The following is a 17,890-nucleotide window of genomic DNA, read 5'->3' as shown; positions in this document are numbered from 1 at the left end:
GTCCTATTTAAATTCTGCCCAAATCGGTGCGTGATCAGACGGTTTTTCCATTGCCCGTATATCTAAAGCAATACCAACATCGACACAACGCTCCGCTAAGGCATGATTCACCAAAATATGATCAATGCGTAAGCCACGATTATCATCAAAGCCTTTTGAACGGTAATCAAACCACGAGAATTGATCATTTGTGGTTGGATTCAATTTGCGGAAGCTGTCTTCCAATCCATAATCATATAAACGTTGATACCATTCACGTTCTTCAGGTAAGAAAGAGCATTTGCCGGTACGCAACCAACGTTTACGGTTTTCTTCCCCAATACCAATATCCAAATCACTTGGGCTAATATTCATATCCCCCATAATTAAAATGGGGTTGGCTTTATCATGGTCTTGTTCTAAATAACGCTGTAAATCGGCGTAAAATTTTTCTTTTGCCGGAAATTTTGTTTCGTGGCTACGACTCTCGCCTTGTGGGAAATAGCCGTTAATCACCGTCAGCAAACCAAAATCCGTTTCCAAATCCGCCATAATAATGCGTTTTTGCGCATCCTCAGCATCCGTTGGAAAGCCACGGCGAACGGCTTTGGGTTCTTGTTTGGTTAATAACGCCACGCCGTAATGCCCTTTTTGTCCATGGTGGAACACGTGATAGCCTAAATTTTCCGTGATTTCATAAGGAAAAGCCTCATCCGCCACTTTAATTTCCTGCAAACCAATCACATCCGGTTGGTATTTTTCAATCACTGCCTCCAATTGATGGGGACGGGCTCGCAAACCATTAATATTAAAAGAGATAAATTTCATTGAAGTTCCTAGTTGTAAAAATTGCGAGTATTATACAGGGATTTTGCCCTTTCCGAAAAAAGGGTTTTCATTTATTTTTGCGATCACACTTTCCTTTTGCCACCATTCCCCCTCTTTCGGCATTGCCTTTATATCAAATTTCTCGCCATGAAATTCAAATTCAAGCCTTGCGGCATGCAAATAAGTGCGGTCAACTTCAGCACTGTTTTTGCCATAGAGCACATCCCCTAAAATCGGGCTGCCAAGGCTTTTCATCGCCACACGTAATTGATGGGTTTTACCGGTTTGGGGTTTGAGGAAAAACAGGCGTAAATGCGGTTCGCAGCTGACGCTTTCAAATCTTGTGATTGCCGGATTTTCTTTGCTTTGGCAAAGTTTCCACGCACCGTTACGGGCTTTTTTCATATCGCCGATAATCAAACCTTGTTTCTTTTTTGGCTTTTGATGGCTCAAGGCAAGATAGGTTTTGTGAATCTGATGTTCAGCAAAAAGTCGTGAAAATTCAGCCGCACTTTCTGCATTTAAGGCAAGAATTAATAACCCTGAGGTGATTTTATCCAATCGGTGAACCAACCACACTTGCGCGACACCAAGTTGATTTGCCAAGTGTGTGGTTAAACCAATGGTTTCCTGATCTTTGTGCACGCTCACGCCACAAGGTTTATAAATAATGATAAAATCACGATGTTGATAAAGAATGTCGAATTCCATAAGTGCGGTTAAAATTTCATGAGTTTTGAACATATTATACTGGTTTATGTTGTCCCGATGATAGTTTGGGTATCGGTGATTTCTGTTACTTTACGTTTGCTTGTAAAAAAACAGGCGGTTTCCGCTACCCTTTCTTGGTTAATGATCATTTATTTGGTGCCGGTTATCGGTGTCATTGCTTACTTAGTTTTTGGCGAGATAAAATTGGGTACAAAACGCGCCAATGCATTCAAAACATTACACCCGAAATATAGTGAATGGCTGACTCATTTATCACAACAATCCTCCCTTGTCAGCATACCCAAAAATCTACAATATCGACCGCTCTTTGATCTGAACTATCAACGCCTTGGTATTCCTTGTATCAAAAGTAATGAATTGCATATTCTAGACACGCCGGAAAGCATCATTCACAGCATTATCAAAGATATTCAACAAGCTCAATACTCCATTAATATGGTGTTTTATATTTGGTCGAATAAAGGTCTGGTGGAAAAAGTCAGTCAAGCCTTGTTGGATGCCAAACAACGTGGTGTGGAAATTCGAATTTTATTGGATTCCGTAGGCAGCCGCCCTTTTCTCAAAAGCAAAGCCTGTCGGGATTTACGCAAACAGGGGATCGAAATTGTCGAAACGCTGTATGTGAATCTCTTTCGGATGTTTTTTAGTCGGATTGATTTACGCCAACATCGGAAAATCATTGTCATTGATAACCAAATATCCTACACAGGCAGTATGAATATGGTGGACCCTGCCTTTTTTAAACAAAATAGCAACGTGGGAAATTGGGTAGATATTATGGTGCGGGTCAATGGTGCAGTGTCTGCCGTGTTAAACAGCCTGCACGCTTGGGATTGGGAAATTGAAACCGGCGTAGAATTACCCTTATTTTTACCCAATTGTCCGATTGTCCCCATTGATGATTATGACACCCACTCCGTTCAAGTTATCGCCACAGGGCCGGCATTCCCGGACGATCTGGCACCACAAAGTTTGGCGTTGGCAATCTATTCTGCGAGAGAAAGCATTGTCATCACCTCGCCCTATTTCGTTCCAAGCCACAGTATTGCCGAAGCACTGCGCATTGCCGCTCTACGAGGCGTAGAAATCTCTATTATTCTACCGAAGAAAAATGATTCTCTCATGGTAGGCTGGGCAAGCCGCACCTTTTTTGACGATCTCCTTGCTGCCGGTGTGAAGATCTATGAATTTAAAGCCGGTTTACTCCACACAAAAAGCGTGTTGGTTGATAACAAACTCGCCCTCGTCGGCACAATGAATATGGATTTACGCAGCTTTTTCTTAAATTTTGAACTGGCGCTTGCCGTAGAAGATCTCGCCTTTGCCAATGAAGTGGCTATTTTACACGAGGGCTATATCGCCAACTCAGACCGCCTAGACAGTGAAAAATGGCTCTCCCGCCCATTCTATAACCGCATTATTGAACGTATGTTCTTTTTGTTTAGCCCATTGCTGTGAGTTTATATAGCCAGATTTGAAATAAGAATAATTTTCATATAAAATCAAGCTTAATTTTAGTGTTTTATTTTTGACTAATTTGTGTTTCAACTTCAGCAAGTTTCATTTTCTATTCCTCAGCGTACTTTGCTCTACCCCACAAGCCTTTCTTTTGAAAGTGGTAAAGTTTACGGACTAATCGGGCATAATGGTTCAGGTAAATCAACATTAATCAAACTGATGGCACGACAACAGCCTTTCTCTCATGGTGATATTTTGTTGAATAATCGTTCCATTCAAAGCTGGAAAAATCGGGATTTTGCTAAACAGGTGGCTTACCTACCCCAACATTTACCACAAACCACGAATATGACGGCAAAAGAACTCATCGCTATGGGACGTTATGCGTGGAACGGTTTATTCGGACGTGAAACAGAGGCGGATAAACAAGCAATCGCACGAGCGTTACAACTTACCCACACTGAAAAATTTGCCGATCAATTAGTCGATACCCTTTCCGGCGGAGAACGCTCAAGAATTTGGCTTGCCATGTTGATGGCACAAGAAAGTCGATTTTTATTACTTGATGAGCCTTTGGCTGCCTTAGATATTGCTCATCAGGTGGAAGTGATGCAACTTATCCACAGCCTGAGTCGTGAATTAAACCTAGGTGTGATAATTGTGATTCACGATATCAACCTTGCCGCCCGTTTTTGTGATCATTTAGTAGCATTGCACAGCGGAAAATTATTAGCACAAGGCAATGCACACGATATTGTCAATACCCCTTCATTACAAAAAATTTATGGCATTGAACTCAATGTCATTGAACACCCTGATACCCATCGTCCTGTGAGTTTTTATTAAAATGTTATACCGTTTCTTTAAAAATTCACTGCTTATTTTTACCACACTTTTTAGCCTGAAAACCTGGGCGGACGAACCACAAGCCGCTTATGCCACAGTGGATTGGTCGGTTGCCGAAACCCTCATTGCGCTTGAACATCCTCCCATTGCCGTAGGCGATGTGAAAAGTTACCAAACTTGGGTGATGGAGCCCCAACTGCCTAACAATACGATTGATTTAGGCGTTCGTTTACAGCCTAACACTGAGCGTATTGCTATGCTTTCTCATTCCGTAAATCCACTGTCATTGACCTTTATTCACAGCCAATTCTACGCCTCGCTCAATGAAAAATTATCCTCCTATGGAAAAGTGTATAACGTTGAGTTTTATAAAGAAGGCAAGGCATGGGAAAACGTGGTTTCCGCTACCCAAGAAATCGGCAATATCATTGGTAAACCGCAAGCGGTGCAACAATTACTCGCCAACTATGAACAAGACATCGCCCACTACCGTCCATTATTACAGGGTTTCACAGATCGCCCTATTGCCTTGGTACAATTTATCGATACCCGTCATTTACGTATTTACGGCGAAAATAGTTTGCTTGGTGCGGTTATCCGCCAACTAGGTTTTAACAATGCCTATTTGCTGGAAGTGAACGCTTGGGGTTTCCAGAATATTGAAATCACCGAATTGGCAAAATTGCCTCAAAATACCCGTTTTGTGGTGATAAAACCTTATCCCACCAATATTGCCACCGCTCTCACCCACAATACCTTGTGGCAACATCTGCCGCTTGCCAAAGAACCCTTGATTTTGCCGGCAGTTTGGACATTTGGGGCAATTCCTTCCGCCCAACGTTTTGTACATATTTTTGCCAACGGATTATTACAGGGAGGCGAAACATGGTAAACCGCACTTCGTTATTATTTGTGGTTTTAGGCGGATTATTTTTCCTCTTTGCGGGATATTTATTAGCGCTACAACTGCCTGAAAATACACATATTTTCGCTTTATTTCAAGCCACCGATAATCTTGATTTATTATTGTTACAAAGCTACACCCTGCCCCGTATCAGTATTGCCTTGCTTGCTGGAGGAACACTGGCTTTTGCCAGCCTGTTATTACAACAAGTGATGGGCAATCCGCTCGCTTCCGACAGCACCCTCGGCATTAATAGCGGCGCACAATTCAGCCTGTTTTTAGTCGCCATTTTCGCTCCGCAGCTGTTGCAGTACAGTTCAAGTTTGATTGCGCTGGTCGGTGCGGCATTAAGCCTATTGTTAGTCCTTGCACTGGCAATGCGTAAAACTCTATCGCCTTTATTGCTGATCCTCGCCGGCTTGGTGGTTAATCTTTATTTTGGCGCTTTCACCGCAATGATGATGTTATTTTACCCCGAAGAATCAAGGGGATTAACCCAATGGGGGGCAGGCTCATTAGTGCAAGAAAGCTGGCGCGATAGCCAAATTTTAGCGATACAAAGTGCGGTCAGTTTTGCCTTGATTTTTTTATTACGCCGTCCACTCGGCATTCTCGCCCTCAACGATAGCAACGCCCAAAGTTTAGGCGTGCCGGTGGGGAAACTTCGTTTTATCGGCATTGTTATCAGTGCCTATTTGATCGCATCCGTTGTCAGTGCTGTGGGAATGATTGGCTTTATCGGTTTAGCCGCCGCAACCATAGTGCGCCAATTGGAGATTCGCACCCTCACTTGGCAACTCGTGGCTTCGCTCATTCTTGGCGCGTTATTGCTTGCCATTATGGATTTAATATTACAATTCATCAACCTTTATTATCAGATAAGTCTGCCTACCGGTGCGGTTACTGCCTTGCTCGGCACGCCTTTATTGCTTTGGTTGATGTTCCGTGCATTGCCGCAAAGCGGACGTTTAACCGACACGGCATTACAAAAAGTCCGCCAATATCGACCGCACTTTACTTGGTTGATTATCGCTGTCTTTGCGATCAGTTTTGTTATGCCTCTCGGTTTGGGGAAAACTGCTGATCAAACTTGGCAAATATTTACGCCTGATAATGGCTTTAATTTAGACATTCTCGCCTTACGTTACCCCCGTATGCTGATTGCCATTTGCGCCGGGATTTTGCTTTCCGTGGCGGGCGTGTTATTACAACGTTTGACCCTTAACCCAATGGCAAGCCCGGAGTTACTAGGCGTGTCCTCCGGTGCAAGTATGGGAATTTTAGTGTTACTTTTTGTCTTTTCCCCACAAGATCCTCTATGGTTTTGGCTTGCCGGTATCGGCGGCGCATTGCTTGCTTTGATAATGCTTGCCGCTATTAACCAACGCAACGGGATGTTACCGGAAAAAGTGTTGCTCACAGGGATCAGCCTTTCTGCTCTCTTTGATACGCTCCAACGTATCGCCATTGCCAGTGGAGATCCCCGTGCGAATCAGCTCATCAGTTGGACATCGGGTTCAACCCAATCCCTTGATCCAAGTCTTGCCATTCCCTTTACTTTATTGGCGTTAATTTTATTAATGAGTAGTTTGGCATTTAGTCGATGGTTAGATTTACTCCGCTTACAATCCCCTATGGCACAAGCGCTAGGCTTAAATATTCCGCGCACTCGTTGGATTTTGATTATTTTTAGTGCGATTTTGACCGCTCTTGCTACGTTAATGATCGGTCCGTTAAGTTTTATCGGCTTGCTCGTGCCCCATTTAACCCATTTTTTAGGCGTGCATAAAGCACGACAACAGTTGCTCATCTCCGCCCTATTAGGAAGCACTATTATGCTGGTTGCCGATTGGATCGGACGGCAAATTTTGTTCCCCTACGAAATCCCCGCTGGCTTAGTGGCGACCTTAGTAGGCGGCAGTTATTTTTTACTGATGATGCGAAAAGTGTAGCAAGGGCATTTCCACGAAAAGTCAAAATATCCTTGCTTATTTTATTAACCTCAACCTTAAAATTAGGAACATAAAATGAAGAAAACCTTTGTTTACAGCGCACTGGCAAGTGCGGTCGCTTTTGCGATGAATTCTGCTTATGCCGACGAGCAAAAAGTGGAAGAATTGGATGAAATTACCGTTACCGGCGGTTCAATGTTTCGTATGGGCGAAGTACCCTTCGATCAAGCGAAATCTACCGTAGCGATTAGCAGTGAAACACTTACTCGTGAAGGTGTGACAAAAGCTGATGAGCTTGGACGTTACCAATCCGGTTTCACTAATCAAGCTTTTGGTAACGATACTAACACCAACTGGTTCCGCATTCGTGGAGCAGAAGCGACACAAGCGGTAGATGGAATGCCTTCTGTCTCTTATGGTTTCTTTACACCACATACCAACGTATTCGGTTTAGAAGCGGTTGAAATCACAAAAGGGGCTGATTCATTAACCTTTGGCGCAGCCCATTCAGGCGGTTTGATTAACTACGTTAGCAAACGTCCGCATAAGGAACAGGTTGGTAAAGGCGAGTTTAGAACTCAATTAGGCAATCATAATCAATATGGCGTTGGCATTGATTATACCGGTGCATTCAATGCTGAAGAAACCGCACGCTATCGTTTTGTGGCAAATTATTTTGCAACAGACGGTGAAATTGATAAAACCGATAATAAAACCTACAACATTGCACCAAGTTTTGAATTTGATCTTACGCCGAAAACCCGTTTGACACTTTTAACCAGTTTCCAACGTGATCACGGTACACCAAGCTCTAACTTTTTCCCACAAGACAGCACGCTTGTCTCCACAGCTAAAGGCAAAATTAACCGTAAAACCAATTTAGGCGATCCGGTGAATGATACGGAAACAAACCGCCAATATAGCTTGGGTTATGAATTAGAACATGATTTTGATAACGGCTTCCGAGTAAACAGCAGTTATCGTTATGCCTATGTTGATAACTATCATCGTGGTTCTTATGCTTATCCTGCACCTTATAATGCAAGTTGGACCCCAATTTCTTTTGCTGATGCTGGAAGCTATTCGCTCTCTCGCGGTGTAGTATTTAATGATGGTACAGCACGTTCTCATACCTTAGATAATCACCTAAGTTATGATTTCCAAAATGATCTGATCAAAAATACTCTTGTTGCCGGTTTTGATTATCGTCATCAAAAAGTTAATGCACGTTACACGCTATTTGGTGGAACATCAGCAACCGATGTATTTAATCCTCATGTGGGTTATAACCAAACTCAGGATGTCAGTGCAGCACCTAATACTCATATAAAATCCCGTCAATTAGGCTTGTATCTACAAGATAGTTTAACCATCAAAGATACCGTAAAATTAGGTTTCGGTATTCGTCATGATAAAGCAAGAAATGATGAACACAGCAGCTCACAATCAGTCAAAGCGAATGAAACCTCTTATTCCGGTTCTGCTATGTATTTATCGCCTATCGGCTTAAATCCATATTACAGCTATACGGAATCCTTCCGTTTGCCGACCGGGTTAAGCGGAAATCAAACGCTCTATAAACCGAATACAACAAAACAACATGAAGTGGGAGTTAAATATCTTCCGACTTGGTTAGACGGTACAATCTCCGTGGCTTATTTCCATGCTAAAGATAAAGGTGCATTAATTTATAACGGAACAGGTGCAACGGTAAGCAGTGTTGATCCAATTAAACGTCGTAGTGTAGAAGTGCAAGTTGATGCTCAAATCACGCCAAATATCTCAGCGATCTTGGCTTATACTTACTTGAAAGTAGAAAGGGACACGGCAAACGGTCATATCCGTCAAGAGCTTTTCCCTAGACACAGTTTTTCCGCTGCTGCTAACTATGCTTTCACCGAGGGTGCTTTGGAAGGTTTAACATTAGGTGCCGGCGTTCGCTACATGGGTAGTAGTGTAACTGCGCCACAATATGGCGTGTATAATAGTGTAAGAGTTCCATCAGCAACCGTTGTTGATCTCATGGCAAATTATGCGATTAATAAAAACTGGAACGCACAAGTTAATGTTCAAAACGTAGGTGACAGAAAATTCTTATCCGGATGTGATACTTATTGTTACTATGGGGCAAGCCGCAATATTTTGGCAACAGTCTCTTACAAATGGTAAGTTAATCAAAAAAATGCGCGTTATTCCCAACGCGCATTATTTTTTACACCAACTCTTTTTCCTTTACCTTTTTATTCAATACCACATCTTTTATTGTGGTTAAAAGTTCTTTTTGAATATGAGACAATTTTGGCTTTTCAGCCGATTGAAAGGCAAGAGGGCGGCAAAATTCCATCGCTTTTACGCCTAAACGGGCTGTCAGTAAACCCACACCGATCCCCTGTGCCGCACGGGCAGAGAGTTTTGCCGTAATATCTTGCGAAAGCCAATCCATACCGATTTCTTGTACCACTTCAGTGACACCGGCAAAGGCGATATTCACCAACACCATACGTAATAAACGAATACGGGCAAAATAACCCAGTTCAATCCCATAAATATCTGCGATTTTGTTGATTAATCGAATATTCCGCCAAGCGACAAAAAACATATCCACTAAGGAAAGTGGACTAATCGCCACCACCACAGCTGATTCTGCCGCCATTTTGCTGATCAATTTTTTCGCTTTTAAATCAAAAGGTTTAAGGACATTTTGGCTAAATAATTGTGCTACCTCTTGGGCTGAATAGGCTTCATTTAGCTGGTTTTGCCATTGAACTATGGCGGGCGATTGCTCGTCTAATTTCAAACTTTTTGCCATTTCTAAACAAAGTTTTTTACCTTGTTCACCCTCTGCATCAAAAACATTGTCATTTTTGACCGCACTTTTTTGCCAAAGCAAACGGCTTTTTTGTTGTAATTGCTCACGTTTTTTCAAACGCACCAAACGCTGCCATTCCGCCACAATTTCTTTCACGCCGAATAACACAACAACCAAACTCACAAGGGAAAACGCCAAGTAGATCCATTGCTGATTTTGGAAACTATCCCAAATCCATTGTACCGACTGCGCAACAGTTGCCACACCAAATAATAGTGCGGTCAATTTTAGTGCCGTTTTCCAACCGCTTGATTGAGGCTTCATGACCTGTTCAAATTGCTCATCAAGCCATTCCCCTTCTAAAGGCTCATCTTCAATGGTTTCCACATCAGTAAACTCTTGTTTCGGCTGAAAGTGCTCTGCCGCAGGTTCATCATATTGGTTGAAAATTTGTTTTTCCATTATAAAATAAGCCTCATTTTTATTTTCTACCGTCACACAAGGGTGACTTTTTAACTAATATAGTATTCAATTCAAAATGGCAGTACCAACGAATATTTCCTTTCCAACTTATGTTCAAATGTATCCTTATTCAAAAGATCGTCCACTCACCAAACAGTTACGCGAGAGAATTCGTTATTATGCCTATACTTTTATTTATAAAAAACAATGCCATGAGCTTATTCATTTTTTAAATAATTTTCCTCAGTGGCAGACTCTTTTTACACAAGACTATTATCGTTTTAATCCATTACTGACAACTTATTGCGATAAACGTTTTTCTGCTCCACAACGCTTGACAGCAATCAAACAACATTTACAACTTGCCGAAGAAAAATGGGGATTACAGTTCTGTTCTACATTGCTTAAAGAACAAGTTATCCAATTAAGTCAATTAACCGAGGATCTTTCCCTGAATTTAAGCCTCAATTTTATTGATCCTTTTGAGGGGTATTTTGCTATCAATATTCGTAATCAAAATAATGAACGAATTTATGATGCCTCTTTTACCTTTTTATCGCCAAATAAATTGTTGATTGCCTCTATGCAAGGCCCCTATTACGAAAATGCCCAAGAACTTATCAAAAAGGCGACAAAAGATTTACACGGCATTCGCCCAATGTTTATGCTGATGCACGTATTCCGAGAATTGGCGAAACATTGGCAATGTGATTTAATCGGGATACCCCATAAATCTCAAGGTAAATACCGTCTTTCTGCCCGTAGTAAAATACAATTCAATTACGATGAATTTTGGCAAGAAAACCAAGGCATTTATCAAAATTTTTATTGGCAACTTCCCCTTGATATTGAACGTAAACCCTTAGAGGAAATCGCCAGTAAAAAACGTTCAATGTACCGTAAACGTTACGAGATGCTGGATCGACTCACAAGCGAAATCGCCAGTCGCTTTCGCTAATTTAATCAAACCGATCACCCAACAAAAACTGCAGCACTGCATCCATACGCAAGTGAGGGATCGCCTCGCCCTGTTCAAGAGGTTGTGGTTCAAAGCTGTCGAACTCAAAATGTACCGTCTTTCCTTCATTTTCCGTCAAGTGCGGTTGTTTTTGCCAAAATTCTTGGCTCGGTAATTTGCTCGGCACCGAGCCCGGATAAAGAGTCATCAAACGCTTATCTTTGCTGCGTACGCCCTGAATCGCTTTAATTTGTTTGCCGTTTTGATTCACGATCACTTGCTTCGTGGCTCGAATGGCGGCAATTGCCGTGTATTCTGTTTCTATGCCCTCAAATTCTACATGACGACCGCCTTCTTGCACCAATTGTCGCATTAGGCTCACTAAATTCGGTATTTGATCACTGGTGATATGATCCGTCTTCGTAGCAATAAACATGAGCTTATCAATACGTGGGGAAAACAAACGGTTCAGAAAATTCCGTTTGCCATAATGAAAATTTTTGAATAACTGATTCAACCCTGTTTGCATATCTAAAAATGCTTGTCGGCTATGATTCAGAGGCGTTAAACAATCGGCCAAAATCACTTGACGATCAAAGGTCGAAAAATAATTTTCATAAAATCCTTTCACAATTTTATTGCGATAATAGTCATAGCGTTTATTCAACACGGCAAAATAACTGTTTGGTTTTGCCTCTTTTTTAAGGCTTTTCCATTGTGCCTGTGTGAGATGAGTCAATGGGAAAAACTGTAATGCCGGTGCGCCCTCTAATTCCCCCGGTAACACAAATCGTCCCGGCTGAATAAACTGCATACCCTGCGCCTTACATTGATGAAGATATGCCGTATAAGTATTGGCAAGTTTAGCTAAAACATCTTCATTTACGACCGCACTTAAGTCTAATTTTTTCATTTCATCCAACCAAGGTTGGGCAAGCTCTGCCCGCATTCCTTGATGAATTTGCTCTTGCTCTAACGACCATTGTTCAAAATCCAAATGGAGTAAAGGCAAATCAAGCAGCCACTCACCCGGGTAATCAACAATCTCTAAATACAATGTTCCCCGTTCTTTCACATGGCGAAGTAAACCGGTTTGACGCTGAAAACGAATGGCCAGACGTGTTTCACTCACTCCTCGAGTCGATTGACACCATTGTGGCGGTTGTTGGGAAAGGGCATTAATATTCGATTCGTAATCAAAACGCGGCACACTCAAATCTTGTTGCGGAACACGTTTGACAGCGATAATGGTGCCGTTTTTTGCTGCTTCAAATAGAGGTAAATGATTCCGCGAGGTTTGATTAACGGATAACAGTTGATTAATGAGACTGGTAATAAAGGCTGTTTTACCACTACGACTTAGCCCGGTTACCGCAAGGCGTAAAGTGCGGTCAAATCCGCGATTAATTATTTGATTGAGTTCTTTTGGGAATATGTTAAACATTCAATAGCCTAGCCATTTTTACCAATATATCTTACAATTTGTAGCATAATTTACCATAACGCACACAGTATGTTACGCCGAAATCTGACATTTTTTTGCCTTCTGCTAAATATGGGCTTGTTTATACAAGTTCAAGCCGCACCGCGTGTGCCAGAAAGTTTAACAGAAAATGGATTGATTTATTGCACCAATGTATCGGGTTTTTCTTTCAATCCACAAACGGCAGATGCCGGTACGAGTATGAATGTGGTAACGGAACAAATTTATAATAAGCTGTTTGAAATCAAAAATCACAGTGCAACGGTTACCCCCTCTCTAGCGGTGTCTTATTCCACTTCAGCCGATGGTAAGGAGATTTTAATTAATCTCCGTAAAGGGGTAAAATTTCACCATACGCCATGGTTTACACCAACTCGTGATTTTAATGCGGAAGATGTAGTATTTTCCATTAACCGTGTACTCGGACATGACACCTATTTACCTATTTTAGATCAAGAGAATTCTGAGTATGATAAAAATCCACAATATCGCATATTTCATGAGCAAGCAAAAAGAGTACGCTTTCCTTATTTTGATAGCATAAAATTAAACCAAAAAATAAAATCCATTACTGCGGTTAATCCTTACCAAGTTAAAATCGAACTATTTGAGCCAGACTCCTCTATCTTGTCGCATCTTGCCAGCCAATATGCGATTATTTTCTCACAAGAATATGCCTATCAATTAAATGCCGACAATAATATCACACAATTGGATACCCACCCTGTCGGCACAGGACCTTATCAGGTTCAAAACTATGTATATAATCAATATGTTAGACTATCACGCAATGATAATTATTGGAACAAAGATGCCAAAATTAAACATATTTTGGTTGATTTATCCACCGAACGCACAACTCGGCTTATTAAATTTTTCAACAATGAATGCCAAATTGCGGCTTATCCGGAAGTGAGTCAATTAGGTTTGTTACACGATAATGACGAACGCTATTATTTACAATCGACAGACGGAATGAATCTTTCCTATCTTGCGTTTAATTTTAATAAACCGATTATGCAAAATGAGCAAATTCGCCAAGCAATTTCTCAGAGCATTAACCGAGCACGCATTGTACGCAATATCTATCACAACACAGCTACCGTAGCGAATAATATTATTCCTAATGTTTCTTGGGCATCTACTGTAAATACACCGGAATTTGAATTTGATTATTCCCCCAAACAGGCGAAAAATATCCTATCCAATAAAAATCTTCATCTGAATATGTGGGTATTAAATGAAGAACAGGTATACAATCCTTCCCCATTAAAAACGGCGGAACTGATTAAATGGGATTTAGCTCAAGCCGGTGTAAAAGTAAAAGTGCGGTCGGTTACTCGAGTATTTTTACTCGATCAACTGGCGAAAAAAACCGAGGATTACGATATGATCCTTACCGGTTGGCTTACCGGAAATTTAGATCCAGATGGTTTTATGCGCCCAATTTTAAGCTGTGATACCAAAGATGACATCACAAACTTATCTAATTGGTGCAATCCTAAATTTAATCAACTCATGGATAATGCACTTTCCAACACAAGATTACAAGAACGCGCTAAAAACTATAATCTTGCACAGGACTTAGTATTACGAGAGTTACCTATTATCCCGATTGCCAATGCAAAACGCTTTTTAGTGGCAAATAAAAATGTAAAGGGTGTACAAATGAGCCCATTTGGCAGCATGAATTTTTCGACACTCTATTTCGCTAAGGAGAAAAAATAATGTTGTGGTCAGTACTACGTCATCTCCTTTGGGTCAGCTTATTGTTATTTATTTTAACTTTACTTAGCTTTGCGATTTTAATGCGTGATCCGCTTAATGCTGCCCTTATTACAAATAACATTTATAGTGCTTATTTTCACTATCTTAGCTCGTTGTTACAGGGAGATTTTGGTATTACTTACAATGGCGGTCAATCTTTAAAATCACTGATTTTTACCGTATTACCGCCCACATTAGAACTCTGTTTTACTGCGCTTTTACTTGCCTTTATTTTAAGTATTCCGCTTGGTATTCTAAGTGCGATTAACAATCAGAGCATTTTTTCAAAAAGCCTACAAACCCTCTCTTACATAGGTTTATCGATCCCTGTTTTCTGGCTTGCGCCAATTTTGCTTTATGCCGCAGCGATTTATGGCTGGGAAATCTCCGCTACGGGACAGTATAATTTACTTTATGAAATTAAGCCGATTAGCGGCTTTCCGGTGATTGATGTATGGTTCGTGGATGAGCCTTATCGAATAAAAATTGTGCAAAGCGTATTACAACATTTAGCTTTGCCTACGCTGATTTTATGTATTTTACCTACGATGGAAATTATCCGTATTATTCAGCAGCGCGCAGAATACATCTTGCAACAAAATTATACAAAAGCTGCTCTCACCCGTGGTTGGTCAAAATGGAAGATTTTGCGAAAATATGTTTTCCGCAATACCTTTCCTTTATTAGTGCCACAGATTACACGCGTATTCACATTAGTGATCACACAATGTATGTTGGTAGAAACTGTCCTTGGCTGGCCTGGTATAGGACGTTGGTTGATTGATGCAGTAAGCAATCAAGACTACAACAGTATTTCAGCCGGTGTGATTGCCTTGGGAATTTGTATAATCACTCTTGATACATTGGCAAAAACGCTGATGTTTATTCTCGATCCATTTAATAAGAAAGGTTGGTATGCTAGATAAAGAACCTGATGAATTTCGTGAAAGCACATCAATTTATCAAATTTGGTTACAGTTTCGTAAAAACCGTATCGCCTTATTCAGTTTTTACTTATTTTTTCTATTAATTTTAACCGCTCTTTTCGCCCCTTTTATCGCACCTTATAGCGATAGTATGGAGTTTGTCGGACAGGAATTGATGCCACCTTCTTGGGTAGAAAAAGGACAAATTGCCTTTTTCTTCGGAACCGATGATCTCGCTCGAGATGTATTAAGTCGAGTTATTATGGGAACTCGTTATACTCTCGGCTCTTCGCTCATTGTCGTATTTCTCGTAGCCATTATCGGTGGGGCATTAGGAATTCTAGCCGGTATGTCAGAGGGCATTAAAGCACGTTTCCTCGGACATATTTTTGATGCATTCCTATCACTCCCTATTTTGCTCATTGCTATCATTATTTCGACCTTTATGGAACCCAGTTTAATGAATGCAATGGTATCAACCATATTGGCGGTGCTACCTTACTTTATCCACACCATTTACCAAGCCATTCAACAAGAACTAAAAAAAGAATATGTGATCATGCTAAAACTTGATGGTATTTCCAATATTGAATTGTTGCGTAGCACTATTTTGCCCAATATTACCGTCACTTACATTCAAGAAATTTCACGTGCATTTGTCATTGCTATTTTAGATATTACAGCGTTAAGCTTTATCTCACTTGGTGCACAACGACCAATGCCTGAATGGGGCGCAATGATTAAAGATTCACTGGAACTTATCTATCTCGCACCTTGGGCGGTATTACTGCCCGGTTTTTCAATTATTATCACTATTTTATTAAGTATTTTATTTACTAACGGCTTATGTAAAGCCATTAACCAATATTATCAATAATTATGGTACTGCTAGATATTCGCAATCTAAACATTGAAATTAAAACACCAAACGGACAAATTAGAATCGTTGACGGCGTGAATTTGACCCTAAATTCAGGTGAGATTTTAGGGTTAGTGGGTGAATCCGGTTCGGGAAAAAGTTTGATTGCAAAAGTCATTGCCAATTCAATAAAAGAAGATTGGATTATCACCGCAGATCGTTTTCGTTTTAATGATGTAGAACTCTTAAAGCTATCACCGACCGAGCGCAGAAAACTCATAGGGAAAGAAGTTTCTATGGTTTTTCAAGATCCGCTTACTTGTTTAGACCCTAGCAGAAAGATTGGAAAACAACTGATTCAAAGTATTCCCAACTGGACATTCAGAGGAAAATGGTGGAATTGGTTCGGCTGGAAAAAACGACGAGCCATTGAACTATTACATCGTGTCGGAATTAAAGATCACCAAGAAATTATGGCAAGCTATCCTAATGATCTCACAGAAGGCGAAGGGCAAAAAGTGATGATCGCAATTGCGGTGGCTAACCAACCCCGCTTATTAATTGCTGATGAACCGACCAATACTTTAGAATCTATCACTGCGCGCCAAGTTTTTCGTTTACTTTCCAGTATGAATCAAAATCAAGGAACCAGTATTCTTTTAGCAAGTAATGACATTCGTAGTATTAGCGATCTCTGTCACACAATGTCTGTGCTATATTGTGGTCAAAACGCCGAGTCGGCGCCTACTCAAACATTGTTGGAATCGCCTCATCATCCTTATACCCAAGCACTGATTTATTCTGTACCGGATTTTACTGAACCTCTTGGTTTTAAAACAAAATTAGGAACATTAGAAGGCACAGTACCACTTTTAGAACAGATGCCGATGGGCTGCCGTTTTGGACCTCGTTGCCCCTTTTCACAAAAAGAATGTATGCAAAAGCCTACTCGTCACCGCATTAAGCAACATGAGTTTTCTTGTCATTTTCCAATTAATCTTAGAGAAAAACGTTTAAAGGAAACATTAGCCAATTCACCTTTAACTTTATCCGCTGAGCTACACAAGGAATAATTTATGCCATTATTGGAAGTCATTGAATTGTCTAAAACCTTTAATGATCCTGCCCGTTGGTTTGGTTCAAATGCCTTTAAGGCCGTAGAAAACGTGAGTTTTAATCTTGAACAAAAACAGACTCTCGCTATTATCGGTAAAAACGGTTCGGGCAAATCGACTTTGGTCAAAATGATTGCAGGTATGACAAAGCCCACCTCAGGTGAAATAAAATTTAACGGTGCGACGCTTAATTTTGAAGATTCACACTATCGAACTCAGCATATTCGGATGGTATTCCAAGATGTGAATTCTGCATTTAATCCTCGTCAAAATATTGGGCAAATCTTAGATACTCCCCTTCGCTTAACCACAAATTGGGATGAAGAAACCCGTAATCAAAAAATTTTTGAAACCCTCCAAATGGTAGGGCTTTATCCTGATTATACTAATTTAAAAATTAATAATCTTTCCGCCAGTCAAAAGCAACGGGTTGCACTGGCTCGTGCATTTATCTTAGAGCCGGAAATTATCATAATAGATGATACTTTCAGTATGCTTGATTCATCTGTTCGTGCTCAACTAATGAATCTTTCCCTCGATCTACAAGCCCACCTTGGTGTTTCCTATATTTATGTAGGACAAGATTTAGGGTTGATTAAACATATTTCAGATAATGTATTAGTGATGGATGAAGGGAAAATGATTGAATATGGTAATCCTAAAGATCTCTTTTGCCAGCCTCAAACTACCATAACAAAACGTTTAGTAGAAAGTCATTTTGGTAGATTGCTCGATGAAAACTCATGGGTTCGTTCTAGTATGGATGATTGATTTGAAAGAAAAACACCTTTAGAATCGACTTCTCTTTTATT

Annotated in this window: 15 protein-coding genes; 11 read left to right on the top strand and 4 right to left on the bottom strand. The window is 40.6% G+C overall.

The window, feature by feature from the left end; all coding sequences use genetic code 11:
• Positions 1–3: 3 nt before the first annotated feature.
• Both xthA and BKG94_RS05995 read right to left on the bottom strand, forming a co-directional pair.
• Positions 4–807 carry an exodeoxyribonuclease III gene (gene xthA / locus BKG94_RS06000; protein ID WP_077435213.1) on the bottom strand — a complete coding sequence of 268 codons (804 nt, stop codon included), beginning with the start codon at positions 805–807 and terminating at the stop codon, positions 4–6.
• Positions 808–837: 30 nt separating this feature from the next.
• Positions 838–1,518: a TIGR01621 family pseudouridine synthase gene (locus BKG94_RS05995; RefSeq protein ID WP_077435415.1), complete on the bottom strand. Its 681-nt coding sequence runs from the start codon at positions 1,516–1,518 to the stop codon at positions 838–840.
• 18 nt (positions 1,519–1,536) lie between these two features.
• Here BKG94_RS05995 and cls point away from each other — a divergent pair, with 18 nt between their 5' ends.
• The 5 genes from cls to BKG94_RS05970 all read left to right on the top strand — a co-directional run bounded on the left by cls (position 1,537) and on the right by BKG94_RS05970 (position 8,868).
• Positions 1,537–2,997 carry a cardiolipin synthase gene (cls, locus tag BKG94_RS05990; RefSeq protein ID WP_077435211.1) on the top strand — a complete coding sequence of 487 codons (1,461 nt, stop codon included), beginning with the start codon at positions 1,537–1,539 and terminating at the stop codon, positions 2,995–2,997.
• A gap of 81 nt (positions 2,998–3,078) precedes the next feature.
• Positions 3,079–3,843: an ATP-binding cassette domain-containing protein gene (locus tag BKG94_RS05985; protein WP_077435209.1), complete on the top strand. Its 765-nt coding sequence runs from the start codon at positions 3,079–3,081 to the stop codon at positions 3,841–3,843.
• Between the two features lies 1 nt (position 3,844).
• Positions 3,845–4,735, top strand: coding sequence for an iron-siderophore ABC transporter substrate-binding protein (locus BKG94_RS05980; protein ID WP_077435207.1), 891 nt, complete (start codon positions 3,845–3,847; stop codon positions 4,733–4,735).
• A complete protein-coding gene (gene fhuB / locus BKG94_RS05975; protein WP_077435205.1) occupies positions 4,729–6,699 on the top strand; it encodes a Fe(3+)-hydroxamate ABC transporter permease FhuB in 1,971 nt (656 codons plus the stop codon). Before BKG94_RS05980 ends, fhuB begins: the two co-directional genes overlap by 7 nt.
• Before the next feature lie 75 nt (positions 6,700–6,774).
• Positions 6,775–8,868, top strand: coding sequence for a TonB-dependent siderophore receptor (locus tag BKG94_RS05970; protein WP_077435203.1), 2,094 nt, complete (start codon positions 6,775–6,777; stop codon positions 8,866–8,868).
• A 43-nt stretch (positions 8,869–8,911) separates the two neighbouring features.
• On the opposite strand, the gene BKG94_RS05965 is transcribed toward BKG94_RS05970, so the two are convergent.
• Complete coding sequence (locus BKG94_RS05965) at positions 8,912–9,970, bottom strand: YcjF family protein (protein WP_077435201.1); 1,059 nt, start codon at positions 9,968–9,970, stop codon at positions 8,912–8,914.
• A gap of 76 nt (positions 9,971–10,046) precedes the next feature.
• Here BKG94_RS05965 and BKG94_RS05960 point away from each other — a divergent pair, with 76 nt between their 5' ends.
• Positions 10,047–10,928, top strand: a complete 882-nt coding sequence (locus BKG94_RS05960; protein WP_077435199.1) for a VirK/YbjX family protein — start codon at positions 10,047–10,049, stop codon at positions 10,926–10,928.
• A gap of 1 nt (position 10,929) precedes the next feature.
• Here the strand turns inward: BKG94_RS05960 and BKG94_RS05955 are convergent, their stop codons facing one another.
• Complete coding sequence (locus BKG94_RS05955) at positions 10,930–12,372, bottom strand: YcjX family GTP-binding protein (protein WP_077435197.1); 1,443 nt, start codon at positions 12,370–12,372, stop codon at positions 10,930–10,932.
• A gap of 69 nt (positions 12,373–12,441) precedes the next feature.
• On the opposite strand from BKG94_RS05955, the gene BKG94_RS05950 reads away from it, so the two are divergent.
• Genes BKG94_RS05950 through BKG94_RS05930 form a run of 5 tightly spaced genes read left to right on the top strand, consistent with a single transcriptional unit; the run spans position 12,442 to position 17,849 of the window.
• Complete coding sequence (locus BKG94_RS05950; protein ID WP_077435195.1) at positions 12,442–14,139, top strand: ABC transporter substrate-binding protein; 1,698 nt, start codon at positions 12,442–12,444, stop codon at positions 14,137–14,139.
• Positions 14,139–15,104 (top strand): ABC transporter permease, encoded by a 966-nt coding sequence (locus BKG94_RS05945; RefSeq protein ID WP_077435193.1) that lies wholly within the window; start codon positions 14,139–14,141, stop codon positions 15,102–15,104. The genes BKG94_RS05950 and BKG94_RS05945 overlap by 1 nt, the downstream gene beginning before the upstream one ends.
• Positions 15,094–15,981 (top strand): ABC transporter permease subunit, encoded by an 888-nt coding sequence (locus BKG94_RS05940; protein WP_077435191.1) that lies wholly within the window; start codon positions 15,094–15,096, stop codon positions 15,979–15,981. Before BKG94_RS05945 ends, BKG94_RS05940 begins: the two co-directional genes overlap by 11 nt.
• A 2-nt stretch (positions 15,982–15,983) precedes the next feature.
• A complete protein-coding gene (locus tag BKG94_RS05935) occupies positions 15,984–17,036 on the top strand; it encodes a peptide ABC transporter ATP-binding protein (RefSeq protein ID WP_077435189.1) in 1,053 nt (350 codons plus the stop codon).
• A gap of 3 nt (positions 17,037–17,039) precedes the next feature.
• Positions 17,040–17,849: a peptide ABC transporter ATP-binding protein gene (locus BKG94_RS05930; RefSeq protein ID WP_077435187.1), complete on the top strand. Its 810-nt coding sequence runs from the start codon at positions 17,040–17,042 to the stop codon at positions 17,847–17,849.
• Positions 17,850–17,890 lie beyond the last annotated feature (41 nt).

The organism is Rodentibacter ratti (assembly GCF_002000485.1).
GTDB classification, from domain to species: Bacteria; Pseudomonadota; Gammaproteobacteria; order Enterobacterales; family Pasteurellaceae; genus Rodentibacter; species Rodentibacter ratti.
This window is presented reverse-complemented; position numbering and strand designations above follow the sequence as displayed.

Coding starts and splice junctions, on each gene's coding strand:
- BKG94_RS05995 (WP_077435415.1), bottom strand. CDS start 1,518: ATGGAATTCGACATTCTTTATCAACATCGTGATTTTATCATTATTTAT.
- BKG94_RS05945 (WP_077435193.1), top strand. CDS start 14,139: ATGTTGTGGTCAGTACTACGTCATCTCCTTTGGGTCAGCTTATTGTTA.
- BKG94_RS05970 (WP_077435203.1), top strand. CDS start 6,775: ATGAAGAAAACCTTTGTTTACAGCGCACTGGCAAGTGCGGTCGCTTTT.
- BKG94_RS05960 (WP_077435199.1), top strand. CDS start 10,047: ATGGCAGTACCAACGAATATTTCCTTTCCAACTTATGTTCAAATGTAT.
- cls (WP_077435211.1), top strand. CDS start 1,537: ATGAGTTTTGAACATATTATACTGGTTTATGTTGTCCCGATGATAGTT.
- fhuB (WP_077435205.1), top strand. CDS start 4,729: ATGGTAAACCGCACTTCGTTATTATTTGTGGTTTTAGGCGGATTATTT.
- BKG94_RS05965 (WP_077435201.1), bottom strand. CDS start 9,970: ATGGAAAAACAAATTTTCAACCAATATGATGAACCTGCGGCAGAGCAC.
- BKG94_RS05930 (WP_077435187.1), top strand. CDS start 17,040: ATGCCATTATTGGAAGTCATTGAATTGTCTAAAACCTTTAATGATCCT.
- xthA (WP_077435213.1), bottom strand. CDS start 807: ATGAAATTTATCTCTTTTAATATTAATGGTTTGCGAGCCCGTCCCCAT.
- BKG94_RS05950 (WP_077435195.1), top strand. CDS start 12,442: ATGTTACGCCGAAATCTGACATTTTTTTGCCTTCTGCTAAATATGGGC.
- BKG94_RS05940 (WP_077435191.1), top strand. CDS start 15,094: ATGCTAGATAAAGAACCTGATGAATTTCGTGAAAGCACATCAATTTAT.
- BKG94_RS05980 (WP_077435207.1), top strand. CDS start 3,845: ATGTTATACCGTTTCTTTAAAAATTCACTGCTTATTTTTACCACACTT.
- BKG94_RS05935 (WP_077435189.1), top strand. CDS start 15,984: ATGGTACTGCTAGATATTCGCAATCTAAACATTGAAATTAAAACACCA.
- BKG94_RS05955 (WP_077435197.1), bottom strand. CDS start 12,372: ATGTTTAACATATTCCCAAAAGAACTCAATCAAATAATTAATCGCGGA.